This is a genomic window from Haliscomenobacter sp., from assembly GCF_965225875.1.
Classification (GTDB): domain Bacteria; phylum Bacteroidota; class Bacteroidia; order Chitinophagales; family Saprospiraceae; genus Haliscomenobacter.
Genome location: NZ_CBDDBS010000002.1, coordinates 1,664,791 through 1,685,394 on the forward strand (window position 1 = coordinate 1,664,791; position 20,604 = coordinate 1,685,394).

Below are 20,604 nucleotides of genomic sequence, written 5' to 3' on the forward strand. Positions count from 1 at the left end.
CGGCTATTTGGGGGCATTGGGTGGGTTCAGGTGGGGAGCTAAAAATTTGTAAATTTCCACCCGGGACTCTTTGGCCAACTTGGTGTCAATGCGGTTAAAAATATGGCCACCCGGAGCGTCCTGATAAATTTTGTAGTCAAATTTTTTGCCATTGGCTTTTAGGGCATTGATCAAAGCTTCCACTTCTAGCGAGTTGACGTCTTCATCGTTGGTGTTGGTGTGGATCAGGAGTGGTGTTTTGAGCTTTTGGGCATTCCAGACCGGGGAGCGGCGGCGGTATTCGGCCACATTGTCGTTGGCATCCTTGCCGATGTGGTAAGGGGCAGCAAATTCATTGCGGTAGCCCTGTGTTTTGTAACCCATGCGGGCAATCAGGTCGCTAACCGGTACTCCGGCATAAGCCACTTTGTAATCTTCGGGATGGTCAAAAATATTCATCAAAGTGATCATGCCGCCATGGCTCCAGCCCATGATGCCTACGCGGGAGGGGTCGACCTGGGGCAGGTTTTCCACGGCCCATTGTTTGCCTGCCAGTACGTCGTCGTTCTCGTAATCGCCGTAGTCGATTTGGCGGTAAAAACCTGCACCATAGCCCGTACTGCCGCGGTATTCCGGCGCAATCACAATGTAGCCCTGATCGATCAACTCGGCAACGATATGGGCATTAAAGGTATTGAAATCGCCATGTACGCCCCCGTGAACCAGCACCATCAGGGGCAATTTATTGGATGAGGCGAATTTTTTGGGAATAAAGGTATAAGCCTGGATCACCAACGGGTTTTTGGCGCCCTGTCCAGTGGGGTTGCTGATCACATGGGGTGGTTTGCTGGTGTAACGTACTTTGTCGATTGTGGCTATGTCGCCGAGTTTTTCGTGCCACATCAGGTCGTCCACTTGTTTGGATAAACCTTGCTCCAAAAATTGCAGGCGGTCTTCGAGGGCTTTGATCTGCGCGGAAAGGTCGGGGGTTTGGGCAAAGCTGATTGAACAGATCAAACTCAGGACAAAAATGAAATTCAGTGCACGCATGTGTGAGTGTTTTTTTGTCAAAATAAACATTTTACGGTAGGATGGGAAGGCTTAGGATAAAATTGCTGCCTTCTCCTTCAGTGTAGTCGACGTTTAAAGTCCCCCCATGCCCTTTTGTTACAATGTCATAGGCCAAACTCAGCCCCAAACCCGTTCCTTGCCCTGTCGGTTTGGTGGTGAAAAAGGGTTGGAAGATTTTGTCGCGGATGGATTCGGGAATGCCGGGGCCATTGTCTTGTACCTTGATGATAACCTGATCACCTGTTTTTTGGGTGGAAACGGTAACGGTGGGTTGGTATGTGGGATGTTGTAGAGACGTTGCATGCAACGTCTCTACCGCACGCTGGTGCACCGTGCTTCGACTGCGCTCAGCAACCGCATAAAAGGCGTTATTGATCAAATTCAACAACACCCGCCCAATGTCCTGGGGAATCACTGAGACCTTGGGTAAATTGGGATCAAAATGGGTTTCCAGGGTCGCATTGAAATTATTATCCTTCGCCCTCAGGCCGTGGTATGCCAATCGCAGGTATTCATCAGCCAGCGCATTGAGGTCGGTGGGTTCTTTTACCCCCGTACTCGCCCGTGAATGTTCGAGCATCCCTTTGACGATGGCGGAGGCGCGTTGGCCGTGGTGGTTGATTTTCTTCAGGTTTGTTTTTAGATCCGTAGCAATGGCAATGGCCTCGGTGGTATCTCCTTTTTCCAGTTCTTCTTGCATCTCATCCAGCATTTCAGCACTCACTTCAGCGAAGTTGTTGACGAAGTTTAAGGGGTTTTGGATTTCGTGGGCGATGCCTGCGGTAAGTTCACCGAGGGAGGCGAGTTTTTCGGATTGGATGAGTTGGGCCTGGGATGCTTTTAGCTCGGCGGTGCGTTGTTCCACCTGCCGTTCGAGGGTTTCGTTTTGTACGGTAAGGATTGCCTGGTTTTCCTCAGCTAGTTTTTGATTTTCTTCGAACTGTTGCTGCAAAGAGCGATAGTTCATCGCAAAGTCAAACCCCAGGTTGATGGCAAATGCTAAAGACATAATCAGCATGCTTACATCAAAGAGTATTAATTCAATATTTCGATTTTGAAGCTGAACAATACGGGAAAACAGCAAAGTAAATACAATCCAGCAAATCAGGTAAATTCCCCCTGCGACTACCATAATCCACGCCCCTTTCTGTTTGTTTAAATTAGTAATTACGGATGTTCTTACGATTTCGAAATTGGCAAAATTGTAAAAAATGAAAGCATAAACTAGCCAACCCCAACCATAAAAAACAATTGCAAAGGGAATGGATACAATAGCCAAACTGACTAAGATCCAATACATCCAGGTTCTTTTTTGGTCAAAAAATTGATATACCGCAGAGGTCAAAAACAGCACTCCAATGGTTTGGATAATTAAAGAGAATAAATTGGCCCAATAGAATTTTTCGGGGATGTTTGGACAACGCGTTTCCAAAAACTGCCACCATGAAATGGCATAAAGGAAGGTGTAGATCGAAAAATAAAGGCTAACTTTTTTGGTGGGCAAGAAGAGAAAACGGGTAAAAAATATTATAAACAAGACAAAATACACCCCTATCCTGAACATATCCCGGTTGGTTGTGAGTGCTAAATTGGAAGCACTTTCAGCAAAGGCGATTTCTGCAAGATTAAGTTTTGCTGAAAAAACTGGGTTTGTCATACCAAATAAGGTGCTGTAAGGAGTATTGGGCTTAAAAGCATACCGAATGGCCAGGGTTGAATTTGTCTTTGACGTTGGAAAGGAATAGGGGAATTGCATGGGGTTTAAAGCCTGATGGCGATGATATAATGCCTCGATAACGCCTATTTTATGCACTAGACGCCCATCTAGGTAAATTTCGGAAGCACCAGATTGCTGAATCAGCATGGCCAAGGGCTGCCGCCCCTTGGGATCCATTGCTAAATGTAACCGAAGCCAGAAGATTTCACCACTTTTATCCAGGCGGGGCAGTTCGAATATATCCCTCGTAGGGTCAATGCTTTCCCATTGGGAGTCATCAAAATCCACTTTTGCCCAGTCTGGATGATCTCCAGCGTGCCATTTCCAGCCCTGGTTCAGCAAAACACCTTCTTTGGGTAGGCTATCGATGCGAAAAATAGCATCATTTTGGGTAAAGGCAAGGAAGGGAAACAAGAGCAAACAGAAGATTAAATTCCGCATGATAAAGGGGTTTTAGAGCCTGCATTATCAGAGTAAATGCTTTTTGCAAAATACAGAAATAACGCCGTGAGCGAAAAAAAATCCTGCCCCATTTTCGCCAGATAAAACGAGGCAGGTACAAATCCTGCTAGTTCTAGGTGTTTTGATTCAAAAAGAATTAACGGGGTTTAGTAGTTCAGCAGATTGTTATCATTGTGATTGCATTCTGCTGATCTGATGATTCAAAGTTGGGCAAATCATCCCGAGGATAAAAGAGGGTTTTTCCGAGTGGTAAGAATCTTTGTCCGAATGGTAAGAATTGGGTTCCGAAAGAAATTAGGAAAATTTCAGACTTGCTCTAACGTCATTACAAATGTAGTGCCTAGGTTAGGAGTAGACTCTACTTCTAGCTTCCCACCATGCCCCTTCGTCACAATATCATACGCCAAACTCAGCCCCAAACCCGTTCCCTGCCCAGTCGGCTTGGTGGTGAAAAAGGGCTGAAAAATCTTGTCGCGGATGGATTCAGGGATACCATTGCCATTGTCATGGACCTTAAGGATAATCTGATCACCCGTTTTTTGGGTGGAAACGGTGACAGTTGGTTGATATGGGGGATTTTGTAGAGACGTTGCATGCAACGTCTCTACCGTACGTTGCTGCACGGCATAAAACGCGTTGTTGATCAAATTCAATAGCACCCGGCCAATGTCCTGCGGGATGACGGAAACCAGCGGCAAATCAGGATCAAAATGGGTCTCCATGTTTGCATTAAAATTATTGTCCTTCGCCCGCAAACCATGATACGCCAGCCGCAGGAATTCATCAGCCAACGCATTAAGATCGGTGGGTTCTTTTACCCCCGTACTCGCCCGTGAATGTTCGAGCATCCCTTTGACGATGGAGGAAGCACGCTGGCCGTGGTGGTTGATTTTTTCCAGGTTTGTTTTGAGACCCGTAGCAATGGCAATGGCCTCATTAGTATCTCCTTTTTCCAGCTCTTCGTGCATCTCATCCAGCATTTCGGCACTGACTTCGGCAAAGTTGTTGACGAAGTTGAGCGGGTTTTGGATTTCGTGGGCGATGCCTGCGGTGAGTTCACCCAGGGAGGCGAGTTTTTCGGATTGGATGAGTTGGGCTTGGGAGGCTTTCAGTTCGGCGGTCCGTTGTTCCACCTGCCGTTCGAGGGTTTCGTTTTGGGAGGCAAGAATTTGTTGTTTTTCCGTGGATAAACGATTTATTTCTTCCAAATTTTTAATTAAAGCTCGATTGGTGTTTCCAAAGTTTATTCCAAGCAAGATAGAAATGGTAATAGGCATGGATAAGTTAGCAATGTGGAAAAAGATATCACCAATTATTTGATTATTGTTGGCACTCCCCAAATTAAATACAAAAGCAGCCCAACAGGCAATGAAGATCAGCATACCTATCATCACGTACAGTCCACCTTTATTGTTATTTCTGTAAGCATTGTATCCCATGTACATGCCCATAATGATATAGCTCAAGGTCGCCAAAAAATTAAAAAATACCTCTTCTCCGTTTTTTGACAAAAAATAATAGATCGTGGCCAAAAACAGCAAGGTAGCCAAAACCCAGAGTAATATTTTTTGAGTTTGCCTGAGCAGTAAATAGACCGTGAGAAACAATAAAAAAGTAGCAAGAGGAGAAATGAATAAGGCCAATAAGATGAATTGGTTCTTGATGTATAACTCACCCTGTATTTTTTCACTTAACAGGCAATATGCCACAATTGCACTCAACAAAGATGAGAGGCTGTACCAGAGGTTTGCTTTGGTGGGAGGGTAAAATAAAAATAAAATGAAGTGGATTAGGAATAAAACAATACCCGTTGCCATGTTGAATCCCTCCCAAAAATATTTGATGGGCTCAAGATTATTGGATAGCGCATCGGGAGGGAATAATTTACCTTCGAATAAGGGGTATCTGGCGTCAAAAGCGCCTTTGTAGCGAATGCCCTGTTGAAAATAGTAACGAATAGCCAGTGTATTTTGGGTTGAGTCCAAATGCAATAAAAGATATTCCCCAATGGGTGAAAAAGCCGTGGTGTGAGCCCCCGTTGGGTCGATTTTACCATAAGATTTTATCAGTTTCCCATTTAAAAAAATACTTGTGGCTCCTGACTGTTTTACGGTTAGAGCCACGGTCTTATCCGCAGCGTCAAGTTTAATTCGTAACCACAGCGGCCGTTTGGTATCCATTTCTTTTTCCTGGAGAATAGATTGGGAAGGATTGATGACTTTCCACTTGGAATCATTAAAGGTGGTTTTCTTCCATTCGGGATTATCCCCCGCATGCCATTTCCAACCTTGATCGAGCAAGATGCCCTGCGGTGGCAAGGAATCAATGGTCAACACATCATGCTTTTGGGCCTTAGTGGTCAAGGAACAAAACAGAACAAGAAGGGCAAGGAGGTATTTCATTGTCGGCAATAAAGAGGTTAGGTGAATATTTGCTATAACTGTTTAAAAATAGTGAAATTGGGGCAGAACTGGATGGTGATTAGCAATACCAAAATCTGCCCCCTCAAACACTAATTATGCCAGAAGTTTTTCAATCCTCCCTCAACCCCTTAATCACCACATACCCCGTCCCATTGGGATCACAGGGGTATAAAAATTCCTTCTGCCACTTTTTGGGATTGTTGATGGTGGAATAAAATTCATCCAAAAACAGCAAAGTGGACTTCATGTATTTGGGATTCAAGAGGCTGCAATCCGTAAAAGTCTGGTAAATTTTGTCTTTTAAGGTATTGAATTGGGCAATGACGGGCTCAAACTGCTGGGCGTCTTCCAGGCAATAACCCCGGTAACGCCGATCGCGAACGGACCCCAATTCCAACTCCATGGCCGGTTTGGCATAAGGAGCATCCACGATTCCCGCATGGTCAAAATCATAGGGCACCGGAATGGGGACGGTTTTGCCATCGGGGGTCAATAATTTGATGTTTTGCAGGTGTTCTACCGACCAATCCGTGTTGGCAATCAGGTATTCAAACACGGCCATCTTCAAGAAATGCTCGGCCTGGGTGGCGTTGGGTGGGAGTTTACGCTCAAGTGGCAGCATCTTCAGGCGATTGGCCATTTGTTTTTCTTCTTCCAGCAAAAAAGCATAAAAGGGCTCAATCGGCTTTTTACGCTCCTCATCCACCAGGGTCAGCTGCACCAAACGTACCCGGAAACTGTAGGGGCTGATCAGGTTGTACAATTTATAGACCAGCCATTCCCGAATCACGTACTCGTCTCCCCGGCAAGGCATTACCAATTTGGTTTTGACCTGATCTTTAAAAATGGAGCTTTGCTGCGCCTCATTTTTGGGGAAAATAAGCTGCAAGGGCGGGTAGCTGCAATGGCCCAACAAACGCCGAAAATGCCCTCTGGCACTGACCTCAATGGGGATTTCCACCTTGTTGCCATTGGCATCCTGATGGGTCAGCACCTGGGCATATTTCCGGGGCGTTTTGGAGGGGTCTTCAAAAAACGGGGGTAAAGTTCCACTTAGGGCCATTTTCAGAGGGCTTTCATTGTCAAAAAGCCCCTCATTTTCAGTTTGTGCACTTGCTGTCGGGATAGGAATCCTCAGCAGAAAACAAAAAATGATGAAAAAATCTAGTTTTAGGGCGTTCATACTTTGGGTGTTTTTTGGTTTGTTCCTTAAAGTTGGGATAAACCATGAACAAGCCCAAGCACCGCTTTCCGAATGACTGGAATTGGCTTCCGAATGGAGGAAAATGGACTCCGAAGGAAATGCTATTGAAGAGGTAACCGAATGATCATCGTGGTGCTTTCCCCCTTTTTGGTGTCTACTTCCAAAGTTCCACCATGCCCTTTAGTCACAATATCATACGCCAGGGAAAGCCCCAAACCCGTTCCCTGCCCAGTCGGCTTGGTGGTGAAAAAAGGCTGAAAGATTTTGTCTTTGATCGCTTCAGGTATACCATTTCCATTGTCTTGAACCTTAATAATGATCTGATCACCTGTTTTTTGGGTGGAAACGGTGACAGTTGGTTGATATGGGGGATTTTGTAGAGACGTTGCATGCAACGTCTCTACCGTACGTTGCTGCACGGCATAAAACGCATTGTTGATCAAATTCAATAGCACCCGGCCAATGTCCTGCGGGATAACCGAAACCAGCGGCAATTCTGGATCAAAATGCGTTTTCAAGGTAGTGTTGAAATTGTTGTCCTTCGCCCGCAAGCCATGATAGGCCAAACGCAGGAACTCATCAGCCAGCGCATTAAGGTCGGTAGGCTCTTTTACCCCCGTACTCGCCCGGGAATGTTCAAGCATACCTTTGACGATTGAGGAGGCGCGTTGGCCGTGGTGGTTGATTTTTTCCAGATTGGTTTTTAGATCAGTAGCAATGGCAATGGCCTCAGTAGTGTCCCCTTTTTCCAGCTCTTCCTGCATCTCGTCCAGCATTTCTGCGCTTACTTCGGCGAAGTTGTTGACGAAATTAAGCGGGTTTTGAATTTCGTGAGCGATGCCTGCGGTGAGTTCACCGAGGGAGGCGAGTTTTTCGGATTGGATGAGTTGGGCTTGGGTGGATTTGAGTTGAAATAGAGTACTTTGAATTTCTTCTTTTTGTCGTATAAGCAGGATGTTTGCATTTTGTTTTTGTTTGTTATTGAGTATCAGCATTACCATTAGAATAGCAAGGGTAGCTAATATTCCAAAGAAAGTATTTTGCTTAATATTCTGGTCATATTGGGTTTTAGCAGCTTTCAAATCTCTTATCCTCTGTTGCTCTAAATCAATAATGTTTTGGGTTTGTTGGAGTTTTTCCAGGTTGTACAAGCTATCATTAGCGGCTATCATGGTTTTGAAGTGGCCAACAGCTAATTCAGGTTTTTTTATTTCAAACTCCTCACCCAATATTTTACTGGCCTCCGATATTACAACCTCATTATTTAGGTCTTTACTCTTCTCTAAGGCCAAGGTTGCATAATAGATAGCCGAATCAGCTTGATTTGTTGCATGGAATGTTTTGGCCAATTCTAAGTTATTTTCGGCTTCAAATAAATAATTATCCATCTGGTGAGCTAAATGCAATGCTCTGTGAAAGTGAAATAGAGATTCTGAGTAATTACCTTTTTTGGCTGCAATCCGCCCCGAAATCCTGTTCGTAAAGCCCTGGATGGCGATAGAGTTATATTGTTGAGCTATTACATTAGCTTTCTGTATGAAATATTGCGCTGAATCCAGCTTATTGAGTATTTCGTACACTTCTCCTAAGTTGTAAAAGGTAATTCCCTGAAACATACTCGGAGAGGCATATTTGAACAAAGGGTGATGATATGCTTTTAAAAGCCACTCCAGTCTTTTTTTATTGTTGTTTTGCTTTTCCTGAACCAGGGCAAACAGATTGTAAAACCCGATAGTATAAATTGTGTAATGATTTTTACAAAATTCCAAGCCCCGGTAAACAGACTCAGTAGCTATTTTCCATTCGCCAGTAATAGCTGAGGCAAAAATTATTGCTTGAAGACTGATGATTGAGCCGTAGGGATAATTTAACGTTTTCGAAAGGGAAAGACCTCTATTAGCATATTTGAGTGTTAATGCAGGCTTGATGGTAGTATATATTCTTGCCAGGTGCACTAAAGTTTTAACCCTGTTGGTATCAAATTGGCCAACTTCCAATTGATGGGTCAAGCTATCAATTGTTTTTTGATTGCCTGGCATTGGTTGACAATCCCCCTTTGAGCGAACGGCAAAAAGCAGGAATGTAGTAACTAATGCGTAAAATAATTGCTTCATGCTTTTTTGATGATGGTACCTTAAATGTAAACTGACCCTCAGTTTTTGGTCTTTTTGCAGCCTAGGTCATTCGTGATGCGCGGTATCAGGGTAGAAGTTTGGTATTATTTCAGTGCCGCCATCTGCACCACCTGCTTCTGCCCACAATAAGCACAAGTAGTCGCCGCTGCATCATAAACATGCTCCTCAAAAAATACAGTACGTTCCTGACACACCACTGGGCAAGTCTTCAAATGCACGATGCCATCCTGATTGGCTTCATGCTCATGATTCAATATGGGCGTTTTGTAAGCTCCACAGCTTTGGATGACTGCGATCAAAACCAGGATGAACCAATAATTATGAGCGGTTTGGATTTGCGTTTTCATGGTATAGCGATTAAAGTGATGTAAAAATGATTGTACTCCAAAAGTAGGGCAAGGATCACTTCAATGCTATGATGAATCTCCGAATGGACGGTGAGACTTTCCGAGTGGTAAGAATTGACCTCCGAATGAAATCTAAGCAGGGCCAATATCCAGGCATCGGCCCTGCTTATGGGATAAATTTAGCCCTGCAAACACTCAAACACCAGGCGATAAAAATCGGGATGTGATTGCCAGGTTTGCCCAGTCACGTAGCGGCCATCCTTTACGGCTTCGGATTTGCCCACAAAGGTGCCGCCGCAGGATTCCACCTCAAAGCGGACGTTCTCGTAGCAGGTCAGGGTTTTTCCTTTAACCAGGCCTGCTGCGGTCAAAATTTGGATGCCGTGGCAAATGGAAAAAATGTACTTCCCGTCGCGGTCAAATTCCCGTACGATGTCCAGCACTTTGGCATCGTGGCGCAAAAACTCGGGTGCCCGCCCCCCCAGGAGCAGTACGGCAAGGTAATCCTGGGTGTTGACTTCGGAAAAAGCGATATCCGATTCCACCAGGTATCCAGGCTTTTCGATGTATGTATCCCAACCCGGTTCAAAATCGTGGATGACCAGGTTCATGCGTTTTTTGCTGGGGGCGGCAATAACGGACTGATAGCCAGCTTCCTCAAAGCGGTGTTTGGCATAAAGGCATTCGTAACTTTCGCCGGCGTCTCCGGTGATGATGAGAATTTTTGCTTTGGTGGACATAATGTCATTGTTTGTTTATTTTCTGTCCCTTAAAGTTACTTCACCCGCCCATATTTTCGCAACAACTCCATTACTTTCTTGTGCGGCAAAGCATATGCCTTATTGCCGTTGATGCCCTCCATGGTTTCGGCGGCAACCATCGCATTGATGATGGCTTCCTCCACGGCTTGCACGGTGGCGTCAAACAATGGGTTGATTTCATCATTGGGCAACTCGACTATTTTGCTGAATTTTTCGCGCTGAAAGGCGCCAGGATTGCCCGTGGAGAAGGCGAGGAAGATGTCGCCAGAGCCATTTTCACCCCGCCCGCCCACGATACCAATGCCTAGCGGCACCCGGGCAGCAATCCGTTTCAGTTGATGTGGCAGAAGCGGAGCATCGGTGGCGACGACAACAATAATCGAACCATCGCCGGGCTTACGATAGTGTTGCGGTGCCTTTTTGAATTCATAGTTCAAGGTATCCTTCAGCAATTGCCCAATGGGCACACCAGCAATGCGAAAATGCTTCTTGGAACCAAAATTGGATTGTACCAATACCCCCAGGGTGTAGGTCGAATCGGCAACTTTGACGATCCGGGATGCCGTGCCCGTGCCACCTTTGAAACCCAGACACATCATGCCCGTGCCGCCACCTACATTGCCTTCCTTGATCGGCCCGGTTTTGGCGCTGTCGAGCGCAGCATAGGCATGGCTTTCCTTGACGTGGAAGCCATAAATGTCGTTGAGGAAACCGTCGTAGGTTTCGGCCACGACCGGATAGGTGTACCAAAAATCTTCCTGGTACCAGTGGTGATCCACAAACCATTTCAAGACGGCGTCGCGCACCACCCCCACGCTATTGGTGTTGGTGATCATGAGGGGTGTTTCCAAAAAACCGGATTCGGTGATCCAGGTAGTGCCGGTCATTTCACCATTGCCGTTGAGGGAATACCAATTGGCATAAACGGGGTTGTTGACGCGGCCACGGGGCAGGATGGCGGTTACGCCCGTACGCACCGGGCCTTTACCCCGGATGTTTTCCCCCTGACCAGAAATGATGGTGCTGTAGCCCACTTCCACCCCTTTTACATCCGTGATGGCGTTGTAGGGGCCCGGAGTACCTTCAAAAGGAATGCCAATGTCGCGGGCGCGGGGCTTTTGGGCTTGAACATGGAAACTAAAAACGATCAGAGAGAAAAAAAAGAGGGCCTTCATAGGAGCAGGTTTTAGGTGTGGTAAATTACCTAAAATAAATGGAGTATAAAAATGCTCCCCAGGCCCTCCGGATTGGTATGAATGTATCTTTAGAAGCTGTTTGTGTTTATATCGCGAGCTCCAAAGGGTCTATTTTAAGCCAAATTTCGTTCCGAAAATGCTCATTTAGCGCTGCTAAACTCCACTTCTCGTGCCTCATTTAGCTTAAAATAGCCTCCTTTTCGCTTTCGCGATACAAACACAAACAGCTTCTTTAACAGGGCTTCTAACTTTTACGCCTTTTTTTGGGTTGTTCAGGTTTGCCTGGCCACAATTTCACAGGAATATACACCGATCTTAAATCGGGCAACAGCACTTTCCGCGCGGGAAAATTCTCACTCTCAAAAGAAAGAATATCCCGACCCGGAGGCGCCATAAACTCAAAATTGCCCTGGGCATCCGGGAAAATTTTGTCTTTTGTACCTTCAATGCGCACATAGGGGCCGATGGCCTGCTGTGGCCCTCCAGACTGGATTTTGCCGCGGACTTTGATGGAAAAGGGCCGTTTGGAGGGCTGTGTGTATTGGATGGCCTCCAATTCTGGGCTTACGCCATAGCCACCGTAGTACAAAAGAATCACATTCAAGGTGTCTTCATTGCCTAAAGCAATTTCTCCATAATCAAAGCCATCGTAGGTGTATTCCAAGCGCGACTGGCTTCTGGGAATCCTGATCTGGTATTCCCCTTTCAACTGAGTAGTGGTGGAAAACGCAGGGCTGTTGCCATTGCGGCTGGAAACTCCCCCGCCAATCAGGGCTTCTTTGTTGAAATCCAGAATGCGTCCGGTGATGGTTCGCCAACCTTGCTCCGCTTCATTTGAAGTGGCGGGTACTGCTTTGAGTAAATGGCCAGATTTAGCTTGTAAGTTGGCATTGCTTTGACCTTGGAGGCAAGTAGAGGCGAGGACGGTAAAAATACCGATGAAGCAGGTTCTCGAGATCATTTTGTAGTGAGTTTATGGTGAAGGGTGCAGCCGCAGGGTGGCCACACCGCTAATTGATACCCTAAAAATGGCTCGAAACTGCTGAGGATGCAAAGGAGACTTTCCCGTTGGTAGGTTTGACTATCCGCTTGGTAAAAACACGATCTTGAATCCCGAATTTTCAGGATCGTCCCAAATCGACATAATTTTCACAAAGAAAGCACCAAGAACCACAAAGAACACCAAGCGAAGCGTGGTCAACGCCTAACTTTGTGCCCTTTGTGTCCCTCTATTTTTTCCTTTGTGCCAATAAAAATGCCGTTTTGGTAGTAAACATGGCGAAAGCCCCAGCTCCCCTACTGCTTCAAAAACGAAATCAGCCCCGGGAAATAATGCTCCTGATCGTCCCACATACACATATGCCCACCATTGGGGCAGAGCACAAACTGCCCCTTGGGAAACTGCGTCGACATCCACTTCATGTACTCCGGATCCATGGTATCGTGGCTGGCACCAATGACCAGGGTGGGCGTTTTGATTTTGGGCAATTCGGCACTCACATCCCATTTTTCCAGTTTGCCAGAAATCCCAAACTCACTGGGGCCTTGCATGGAGACATAAATTACCGAATTGAGCTTGGCAAAAGTGCGGTTCACCGCATCCGGCCATTCTGCCGAAGGCATCCGCAGAATGTGTTGCTCGTAAAAATTGGGGATCAGCAACTCCATGTACCGTGGGTCGGTGTATTTCCCCTGGGCTTCCAGGTCTTGGACTTCCTTCAGCACCTTGGGATCCAGTTGTTTGGCCAACACATTATCCGCGTAAGCACCGTATTTAGGGCAACTGGCCATCATGTTGCTCACGATCAAACCTTTGAGGTTTTGCTGGTACTTCAAGGCGTACTGCATAGCCAAAATACCCCCCCAGGAATGCCCCAGCAAGTAGAAGTTATCCTTGTTCAAGCCGAGGGCCTGACGCACTTGTTCTACCTCCTCCACAAAACGTGGGAGGTTCCACAAACTGGTATCGCTGGGTTGATCCGAATAAGCCGAGCCAAGCTGGTCGTAATAGATGAACTCAATGCCTTCCTGCGGCAAAAAACTTTCAAAAGACTCAAAATACTCGTGGGTGCAAGCCGGGCCGCCGTGCAGCAGCAACACTTTGATTTTGGGGTTGTTGCCAAAACGTTTGGTCCAAACCTTGAATTCACCCTTTGGGGTTTTGATGGGAATTAGGCGGACGCCACCGGATTTTGGATTTGCGTCGCTGGTGCTGGAGAAATAGTCTTCCAGGTGAACGTGGTCGGCAGTTGGTGTAACTTGGGGCTGGCAAGCATTTAAAGCTGCGATGAGCAACAAAAATGCCAGCGAAGCAAGAGGTTGAAGGGCAAATGGTTTGAACATGATGTTGAACAATTGATGAAGAAACAAGATAGTGAATGTTGAGTAAAAAAGGGCTTAGCTCCCCTGGATGAGTTCGACATAAAACCTCACCACATTTTTAAAATCCGCTGTACTGATCCGTTCATTGGTACCGTGGGGGCGTTTGAGGTCTTCGTCGTTCATGCGCACGGGCATGAAGCGGTAGACATTGGGAGAAACCTGGCTAAAAAAACGTGAATCGGTTGCACCCAGCACCAGGTAAGGGGCGACCAGCACACCTGGAAAACAGCGCTTGATGGTACGGTGAATCAGCCGAAAGCCCAAAGTAGCTGTATCCGAAACCGGAGAGGGGTTGGTATCGAATTTAGGATTGGATTCAACCGAAATCCGCTCATTGTCAATGGCTTTTTTGACATGGGCAATCACACCTGCTACAGAGTCGCCGGGCAAAATCCGGAAGTTAACTTTGGCGATAGCTTCAATGGGTAACACGTTGTCTTTTACCCCTGCTTCCAGGATGGTGGGGGCAATGGTAGTACGCACGGAGGCATTACCCGGATTCGACTGCGCCAGCATGCTAATGATGGTAGATTTCAACAACCAGCGGTTGGCCATGGCCATTTTGGTGCCGAAGGGCATCTCTGGGGCAAGGTAATCCTGCAAATAACCCACCGCTCCCTCCAGGCGTGCCGGGAAAGGATGTTTTTGGAGCCGGTCAATTGCCGTGGCCAATTCGCCAATGCTGGTTTGGGGCGGCGGCATGGAAGAGTGCCCACCATCCCCTACCGCCGTCAACGTTAAGGTCGTGTAACCCTTTTCGGCAACACCCACAAAAGCAATCGGCTTGGGGATATCGGAAATTGCATCCACCTGGATACTCCCGCCTTCATCCATTACGAATTCCAATTCAACCTTGCGTGCGGCCAACAATTCGGCGATTTTTTTCCCTCCATTGTGGCCCGACACTTCTTCATCGTGGCCAAAGGCAAGGTAAAAACTGCGCTCCGGTTGATACCCTTTTTGCAGCAGGTGCTCCACCGCTTCCAAAATACCAATCACCGTAACTTTATCATCCAAGGTGCCACGCCCATACAAAAAGCCCTCGGCGATTTCAGCGGCAAAGGGCTTGTGCTTCCACAACCTTTCCGTACCCTGGATCACCGGCACCACATCGTAATGCCCCATCAGTAGGGCTGGTTTGAGCCCGGTGTTTTTGCCTTTCCAACTGTACAACAAAGCGTATTGATTCACCCGCTCAAGTTGCAGTTGGGCATGCACCAAAGGGTAGGTTTTGGCCAAAAAGGCGATGAATTTTTCAAATTGAGCGCTATCGATTTGGGTAACATCAGCATTGGATACTGTGCGGAACCGAATGGCACTTGCCAGGTGGCCTACTACCGAATCTCCAATGGCCAGGGCTGGAGCAGGAGAAATGTCAGCCATTTGTTTGGAGGACAAACGGAAGGTGTTGAACAGCATGACCAGCACCAAAATGACGAAGAGGATGGCCAGGTATTTGAGGAGTTTCCACATGTTTTTGTACTAAAGATAAATGGAATTTTTTGACTGTAAGCTTTGTAAAAAAAGTGTGCCCTGAAAAGTTACCTCTAGTAGTGGGGCAAAATGATCACTTATTTTTTTATCGCCCCTAAGGCTTAAATCACCTTCAAACGCAGCGCCAAAGCCTCCTGAAATCCCCGGCTCACCGGCAAAGTATGCTTACCGATGCTGACGTAGTTGTAGTTGTCAAGTACGGCATCGATTTTAGTGACATTGATGATGTGCGAGCGATGGATGCGCATAAAATCGCCCGACTGCAGCTTTTCCTCAAAGGTGCCCAGGGGAAGGCTCATCAGGTATTCGGTATCTGAGGTATGAAACTTGCAATAACTGCGATCCGCTTCGGCAAAAAGGATCTCGTTTAACATTATTTTTACCATTCGATCCTTGTAGCGTACAAAGATGCGATCGGCGAGGATACTTTCTTCTTTATGAAAGGCTTCCACCGGAGCAACAGGAGGGATTTGGTTCCTTTCTTCGGCTACTTTTTGCAGCACCAATTCGACGGTGCGACTTAGGTCGGCCTGGCGGAATGGTTTGGACATAAAAGCGTAAGGCTGAGCGGCTTTGGCCTGATTGTAGGTATCGTCGTCCGCATTGGCGGTGAGGAAAATCAAGGGGATTTGATGGGTTTCGCGGATGCTGAGGGCGGTTTCTATGCCATTCATTTTGCCTTTCAACGCCACATCCATCAACACCAGATCGGGTCGGGTTGCTTCGATGCTTTTCAGGGCATCTTCGCCACGCGGAATAATGCCAGTAACGTCGTAACCGAGGTTATTGAGCATCATAGAAATATCGGCAGCAATGATGATTTCGTCCTCGACGATGAGGATTTTGGCGTTTTCCATAGGAGCTAGACTTATAGGGCATGCTCCAAAGTTAGGAAAATGATGGGATTGCCTGACATTTTTTTACACCCTAAACGCCGAGGGTTGTTTTACAGTAGATTATTTTGTAACTTTAAGTATTAGAAGTAATTTACAGTGCAGATATTACCTAAAATCTTAGCCAATGAGCTTTCAATGGAGTAAATACACCCTGGCAACTCTTCTATTATTGGTATTTACAATTGGAAAAGCCCAAAGTTTATTTGAAGATTCCCGAGTACTGGGAGGGCTTTTAGCTAAAGGGGATTCTTTATTTATCAGATTAGATTTCTCAGCAAAAAATTTTTCAATTTTTTTGGATGGAAAGGATCAAAACCCTGCCCAAAACCCTTTTTTATTGCTAAAAAAAACCGGCACTTACATTTGTTCGCCTAACCCAAATGCTAAAAATGACACCATTCACCTTTGGAAAGGAAATAAAAGAATCAAACTGTTGCCTGAGCATGGTGAGTTCAAGATAATTTACAATGGGTTAAAAGCTGAAGTGGATTATCCTGCAATCTCACCCAAGGATTCGATCTTATCTGCAGATACCCTGATTTGGAAGGCTATCATCAAGCTGGTTCAGGATACCACCCAGGGAAAAATTGACCCAACCAAACTGGCTTCACTCAGGAACAACCCTTATTTAGGTTTGCTGCTTAAAGAATGGATTGACAACGAGTCGGCAATGAAGTCTGCTTTAGCGGCTTTTGGATTCAAAAAAACAGCTGCCCTCAATTCAATTGCGCTTCAAAGGAAATTAAAAGCCAATTCGGTAACAGATCAATTTCAGCGCAATAACCCCGAAAGTTTGACAGATGCAATTGACGCGCAGGCCTTGCTGAAGCAAAATTCTGCTAAAATGACTGCCAACACTGCGACTTTTCAATTGGATGAAAATGCGGTATTGCGCGAATTAAGTGCATTTATTGAAAAACGGGCCCAGGAAGAAATCAATTTATTGTTTTTAAATCGACTTAATCAACAACTCGATAAATCGGATTTGGGCACGCTTTTCCCAGAAACCAGAAAAATTTTTGGCCGCTTTGAGCTTTCCAGTTATAAGAGTGCACTGGCTCAGGCCCTGCCCGCTTTTAAAAAGGACATGGAGCAGGTTGGCGTAAATTTTGCCGAATTCATCAGTAGAAAAAATAACCTCCAATACGACCCTGCGGTGTACAATACCGCTTTTTTAATTGGTTTGATCCAACAAACCTTGCAACGCAAAAACCTGGATAGCCTTTTGGTTTTTACTTACAATTCATACCTGCAACAAGGCAAAATCCTGAGTCAAGCCAAAGAAGTAGAACTGGCCAAGAAAAAGGGAGATTTAAAAAAGCTCTATGAAAATTTGCAAAGTATCGCGGATACGGTCAAAACCCTGAAATCAAATGCCCGCAGAACTTTGCTAGGCCTGCAAACTTATGGTCAAACAAAACTTACCTTCGACGCAAAATCTGACCCCCAAGGCAACCTGAAACAGCAGTACGATGAGCTAAATAAGCAAATGCTCAATGGCATCAACAACCTTGACCCCGCTCAACCATACGATGACAATGCTCAAATAACGGAATTAAGCAAAATCAAAAATTGGCTTAATGGACTTCCTGATCCCACACGTCGCTTTTCTCTGGATGATTACGACAAGTTTATGCAAGGAGATAAAGCCGATTCAATCTTGTTGGCACAACTCACCTTCCGTCGTGCCCTAAACTGGCAAGACACCTTATTTTATGAGGAATTGGATCAGGCTTTGCAAGTCAGCCAGGATGTATTGCCTCAACTTACCGAAATTGCAGCCGAATTAGAGCGCAATAGATCTCAAGAAGAATTGGAAAGGGTACTATCCATTTATCGGACTCATTGGTTGTTGCGGAAAGGCCTTGAATTGCAGCAAGCTTCGGCAATTAATCCCCTGTCCGAGGCGGATAGGGCCGTTGGTTTTTTCTACAGTACGATACTCGACCCAACTGTTTCCAAAAATTTGGTGGAGTCCATCGAAAAAGATTTTTTTGAAAAAACAGGCGCAGCTTCACCCAATGATAAGGTTTTTGAACGCATTACTGCCCTGAATGAGTACAACCAAAAACTGAAGCATTTATTGGCACAGCATTGGCGCGAAATCAAGAAACAAAATACCACAAATAAATTCCCTCCTGTAAGTGGCTATCTGAATCAATTTAACACTTTGGCGGATCTATACCGGCAAAAAAACCAGATGATCAGAGCAGGTCAAGAACTTGATGATCAGATAGATAAAATAAAATCACTGATTAAAGATAAAATCAAGGGTGCTATCGCCGATCCCCCCACGGAAATGAAAAATACTTTTTTGCGGGAAGTAATTGACTCCCTCCCACAGGAAGATAAGCCAGAAATTAAACAGATTAAGGTTGAATTGTTAAACTTAGAGGGCTCGCGTCAGCATGTCGAAGCGGCTCGCCAAAATTTGGCTGCGGCAGTTGATTTAACCCAGGGAGAATCCTATAAAAAAGCCAGTCTAAATGCCCAGTATTTAAGTGGTTTGGCTCGTTTGGGAATAGATATTATGGATGACTTTAGCTACTATGGTCCAGTGGATACTGTTGAGTTAAGGCCAGCCTTAAAAAACACTGACCTTATTAAACCCCTTAAAAAAGACGGACAAGAAAAATACGTAGTTTATAGTCGGAAATGGCTTGGTCGAGATAGCCTCTTTTTCATCCTGGACGACCCCTACCGTAAATCGGCCTTTTTAGGCGGTTTGCACCACCAAATTTCCAATAATACAAACTTGCCACTACGCAATGCAGGTTTAGAAAACCTGGCCATTCAAATCGTCGATATTTTTTATGAACTGGAAAAATACCGAAGCAACATCCAAAAAAAGGAAGATTCCGCCAGGTTAAAACCCATCAGGTTAGAGTTCAGAGATTATCTCCCATTGATACAGAGTTGTCTGAGGCTTTTTAAAGAATTGGCTTCGATCGAACTAAAAAATGAACAAACTTTAGGCAGTGCCTGGAAACTCAGCAGTATTTTCAACGTATTCGATGAAGCTTTAAATCTGTACGATAACCTAGATCAGAAAGCATACCTCCAAGCACTTGGCAATACGATTGGATTGTTCCAGCTAATGAGTGATAAAAAGGAGTCTTCCAAAGATTACAACAAATTTCAGTTCAATATTTCCAAGTACGGAAATTTTTTGGCCGAAATGGCTAAAGCCAATAGCCAAGAACAAATTCAAAACCTGTTGCGTGCCTACGCGGCGCCACCGGGCAGTTCCCAGATCAAAAGATTAAACGATCAGAACTGGTCCATCAATGCTTACCTCGGAGCTTCATCTGTATTGGAATTTCGGGATAACAGCACGGTGGGCAAAGTTTCTTTGAGTTCACCCCTGGGGGTAGCGTATAGTTTCCGAACTGGGCCATCTGCCGGGAATTACCGCCAAAGTTGGACCGTTCTGGCGTCCATCCTGGATGTTGGCCCAATTGTAAGTTATGATTTTACCCAAGGAAAAAAAGAAGAAGCGGATAAATTGGTTTTTGCAGACTTTTTTACGCCGGGTGTTTTCGTCTTTAAAAACATCAATCGCAGCCCCTTTACTTTTGGTCTTGGTTGGCAACGATTCCAGAATATCCGTACCAGCCTTACGGAAGATAACCTAATTACGGGGTCGCGACTCTCTCTTTCATTTTTGATTGACGTGCCGCTGATCAGTTTGTGGAGTAAAAAAAAGTAACATAACACATGGAACCTTTTATGAAAGTCTTACCCCCTTTCGCTTGGATAGAACAAACCGACGATAACCAGGTTACCAACAACCTGAATACTGTGTTGTCTAATCAAGGTTGGCCGATGCTAAACATCAAGGCTTTGCCAGCTGATGCGGTATTGCAAGGCTGGATCAACAAGGGCATGTGGTTTAGTTTGAAGCGCAATCAACTTTCGCCTACTGATGCTCAGAAATTATTTGCATTGGCAGGCAACAAGGTGTTTTTTAGAGGTTATGTCCGCTCAACCATGGAAGATAAACTGTCCAAAGGCGCTTCGATCACCATTAGCCGAGATGGAGACTTAGGCCCAGATGAGTTGGCGGGCTTAAGTCAGGCACCTAAACCAGCGGGGAGTAAAATATGGATTTCAGTGGGCGAGCTGGATAATGATGAAGTCAAAAACTTGCTGAATGGGCCGATAAAAATCGTGTGTAGCCGTTACAATTTGACCGATCCTCTTGATATGAATAAATTATTAGGCTTTTTGGCAATCGGTAGAGAAAAAGTGATTATCAATGCCAGTTCATTTAGCGAAAACCAGTTACAAACCCTGTTAAGCGCAAATGCATCTATCTTGTTTATGGGTGATGCCTCCCTTTCCGCTAATCAAATACTGGAGTTTATTACCAATGCCAGTCCTGCACAAAAAAACCGTATCCGTGTTTTATTGCGCAATGGCACTATTGAAAAGTTAAACACAATCAAGTCTACGCTCCAAGGCACAGCAGTATTTGTGGATGAGGGCTTTTTGTTTTACTAGTCAAAAGTGGCTAAAAAAAGAACGATTTTGAGCG

The 20,604-nt window shown here is 45.5% G+C and carries 14 protein-coding genes; 2 read left to right on the forward strand and 12 right to left on the reverse strand.

Features of this window, described 5'->3' with window-relative positions:
• Positions 1-3: 3 nt before the first annotated feature.
• From ACO08K_RS09435 to ACO08K_RS09490, 12 genes are all read right to left on the reverse strand, one after another.
• Complete coding sequence (locus ACO08K_RS09435; RefSeq protein WP_421796145.1) at positions 4-1,029, reverse strand: alpha/beta hydrolase family protein; 1,026 nt, start codon at positions 1,027-1,029, stop codon at positions 4-6.
• 31 nt (positions 1,030-1,060) lie between these two features.
• Positions 1,061-3,208 carry an ATP-binding protein gene (locus ACO08K_RS09440; RefSeq protein WP_421796146.1) on the reverse strand — a complete coding sequence of 716 codons (2,148 nt, stop codon included), beginning with the start codon at positions 3,206-3,208 and terminating at the stop codon, positions 1,061-1,063.
• 326 nt (positions 3,209-3,534) lie between these two features.
• Complete coding sequence (locus tag ACO08K_RS09445; protein ID WP_421796147.1) at positions 3,535-5,631, reverse strand: ATP-binding protein; 2,097 nt, start codon at positions 5,629-5,631, stop codon at positions 3,535-3,537.
• A 130-nt stretch (positions 5,632-5,761) separates the two neighbouring features.
• The gene (locus tag ACO08K_RS09450; RefSeq protein ID WP_421796148.1) at positions 5,762-6,835 is read right to left on the reverse strand and encodes a hypothetical protein; all 1,074 of its coding nucleotides are present in this window, start codon (positions 6,833-6,835) and stop codon (positions 5,762-5,764) included.
• Positions 6,836-6,957: 122 nt separating this feature from the next.
• Positions 6,958-8,970 (reverse strand): sensor histidine kinase, encoded by a 2,013-nt coding sequence (locus tag ACO08K_RS09455; protein WP_421796149.1) that lies wholly within the window; start codon positions 8,968-8,970, stop codon positions 6,958-6,960.
• 104 nt (positions 8,971-9,074) lie between these two features.
• Positions 9,075-9,338 (reverse strand): hypothetical protein, encoded by a 264-nt coding sequence (locus ACO08K_RS09460; protein ID WP_421796150.1) that lies wholly within the window; start codon positions 9,336-9,338, stop codon positions 9,075-9,077.
• Positions 9,339-9,517: 179 nt separating this feature from the next.
• Positions 9,518-10,078 (reverse strand): DJ-1/PfpI family protein, encoded by a 561-nt coding sequence (locus ACO08K_RS09465; RefSeq protein WP_421796151.1) that lies wholly within the window; start codon positions 10,076-10,078, stop codon positions 9,518-9,520.
• 35 nt (positions 10,079-10,113) lie between these two features.
• Positions 10,114-11,274: a P1 family peptidase gene (locus ACO08K_RS09470; RefSeq protein ID WP_421796152.1), complete on the reverse strand. Its 1,161-nt coding sequence runs from the start codon at positions 11,272-11,274 to the stop codon at positions 10,114-10,116.
• A gap of 265 nt (positions 11,275-11,539) precedes the next feature.
• Positions 11,540-12,256 (reverse strand): hypothetical protein, encoded by a 717-nt coding sequence (locus tag ACO08K_RS09475; protein ID WP_421796153.1) that lies wholly within the window; start codon positions 12,254-12,256, stop codon positions 11,540-11,542.
• A gap of 335 nt (positions 12,257-12,591) precedes the next feature.
• On the reverse strand, positions 12,592-13,638 hold the full coding sequence (locus ACO08K_RS09480; RefSeq protein WP_421796154.1) for a proline iminopeptidase-family hydrolase: 1,047 nt from the start codon (positions 13,636-13,638) through the stop codon (positions 12,592-12,594).
• A 54-nt stretch (positions 13,639-13,692) separates the two neighbouring features.
• Positions 13,693-15,150: a M20 family peptidase gene (locus tag ACO08K_RS09485; RefSeq protein WP_421796155.1), complete on the reverse strand. Its 1,458-nt coding sequence runs from the start codon at positions 15,148-15,150 to the stop codon at positions 13,693-13,695.
• A 122-nt stretch (positions 15,151-15,272) separates the two neighbouring features.
• Positions 15,273-16,028 carry a LytR/AlgR family response regulator transcription factor gene (locus tag ACO08K_RS09490; RefSeq protein ID WP_421796156.1) on the reverse strand — a complete coding sequence of 252 codons (756 nt, stop codon included), beginning with the start codon at positions 16,026-16,028 and terminating at the stop codon, positions 15,273-15,275.
• A 376-nt stretch (positions 16,029-16,404) separates the two neighbouring features.
• On the opposite strand from ACO08K_RS09490, the gene ACO08K_RS09495 reads away from it, so the two are divergent.
• Positions 16,405-19,776: a hypothetical protein gene (locus tag ACO08K_RS09495; protein ID WP_421796157.1), complete on the forward strand. Its 3,372-nt coding sequence runs from the start codon at positions 16,405-16,407 to the stop codon at positions 19,774-19,776.
• Positions 19,777-19,796: 20 nt separating this feature from the next.
• Entirely contained in the window at positions 19,797-20,570 is a 774-nt protein-coding gene (locus ACO08K_RS09500; RefSeq protein ID WP_421796158.1) for a hypothetical protein, read from the forward strand.
• The last annotated feature ends 34 nt before the right edge of the window (positions 20,571-20,604 follow it).

Coding starts and splice junctions, on each gene's coding strand:
- ACO08K_RS09455 (WP_421796149.1), bottom strand. CDS start 8,970: ATGAAGCAATTATTTTACGCATTAGTTACTACATTCCTGCTTTTTGCC.
- ACO08K_RS09465 (WP_421796151.1), bottom strand. CDS start 10,078: ATGTCCACCAAAGCAAAAATTCTCATCATCACCGGAGACGCCGGCGAA.
- ACO08K_RS09490 (WP_421796156.1), bottom strand. CDS start 16,028: ATGGAAAACGCCAAAATCCTCATCGTCGAGGACGAAATCATCATTGCT.
- ACO08K_RS09485 (WP_421796155.1), bottom strand. CDS start 15,150: ATGTGGAAACTCCTCAAATACCTGGCCATCCTCTTCGTCATTTTGGTG.
- ACO08K_RS09500 (WP_421796158.1), top strand. CDS start 19,797: ATGAAAGTCTTACCCCCTTTCGCTTGGATAGAACAAACCGACGATAAC.
- ACO08K_RS09475 (WP_421796153.1), bottom strand. CDS start 12,256: ATGATCTCGAGAACCTGCTTCATCGGTATTTTTACCGTCCTCGCCTCT.
- ACO08K_RS09460 (WP_421796150.1), bottom strand. CDS start 9,338: ATGAAAACGCAAATCCAAACCGCTCATAATTATTGGTTCATCCTGGTT.
- ACO08K_RS09440 (WP_421796146.1), bottom strand. CDS start 3,208: ATGCGGAATTTAATCTTCTGTTTGCTCTTGTTTCCCTTCCTTGCCTTT.
- ACO08K_RS09445 (WP_421796147.1), bottom strand. CDS start 5,631: ATGAAATACCTCCTTGCCCTTCTTGTTCTGTTTTGTTCCTTGACCACT.
- ACO08K_RS09435 (WP_421796145.1), bottom strand. CDS start 1,029: ATGCGTGCACTGAATTTCATTTTTGTCCTGAGTTTGATCTGTTCAATC.
- ACO08K_RS09470 (WP_421796152.1), bottom strand. CDS start 11,274: ATGAAGGCCCTCTTTTTTTTCTCTCTGATCGTTTTTAGTTTCCATGTT.
- ACO08K_RS09480 (WP_421796154.1), bottom strand. CDS start 13,638: ATGTTCAAACCATTTGCCCTTCAACCTCTTGCTTCGCTGGCATTTTTG.
- ACO08K_RS09450 (WP_421796148.1), bottom strand. CDS start 6,835: ATGAACGCCCTAAAACTAGATTTTTTCATCATTTTTTGTTTTCTGCTG.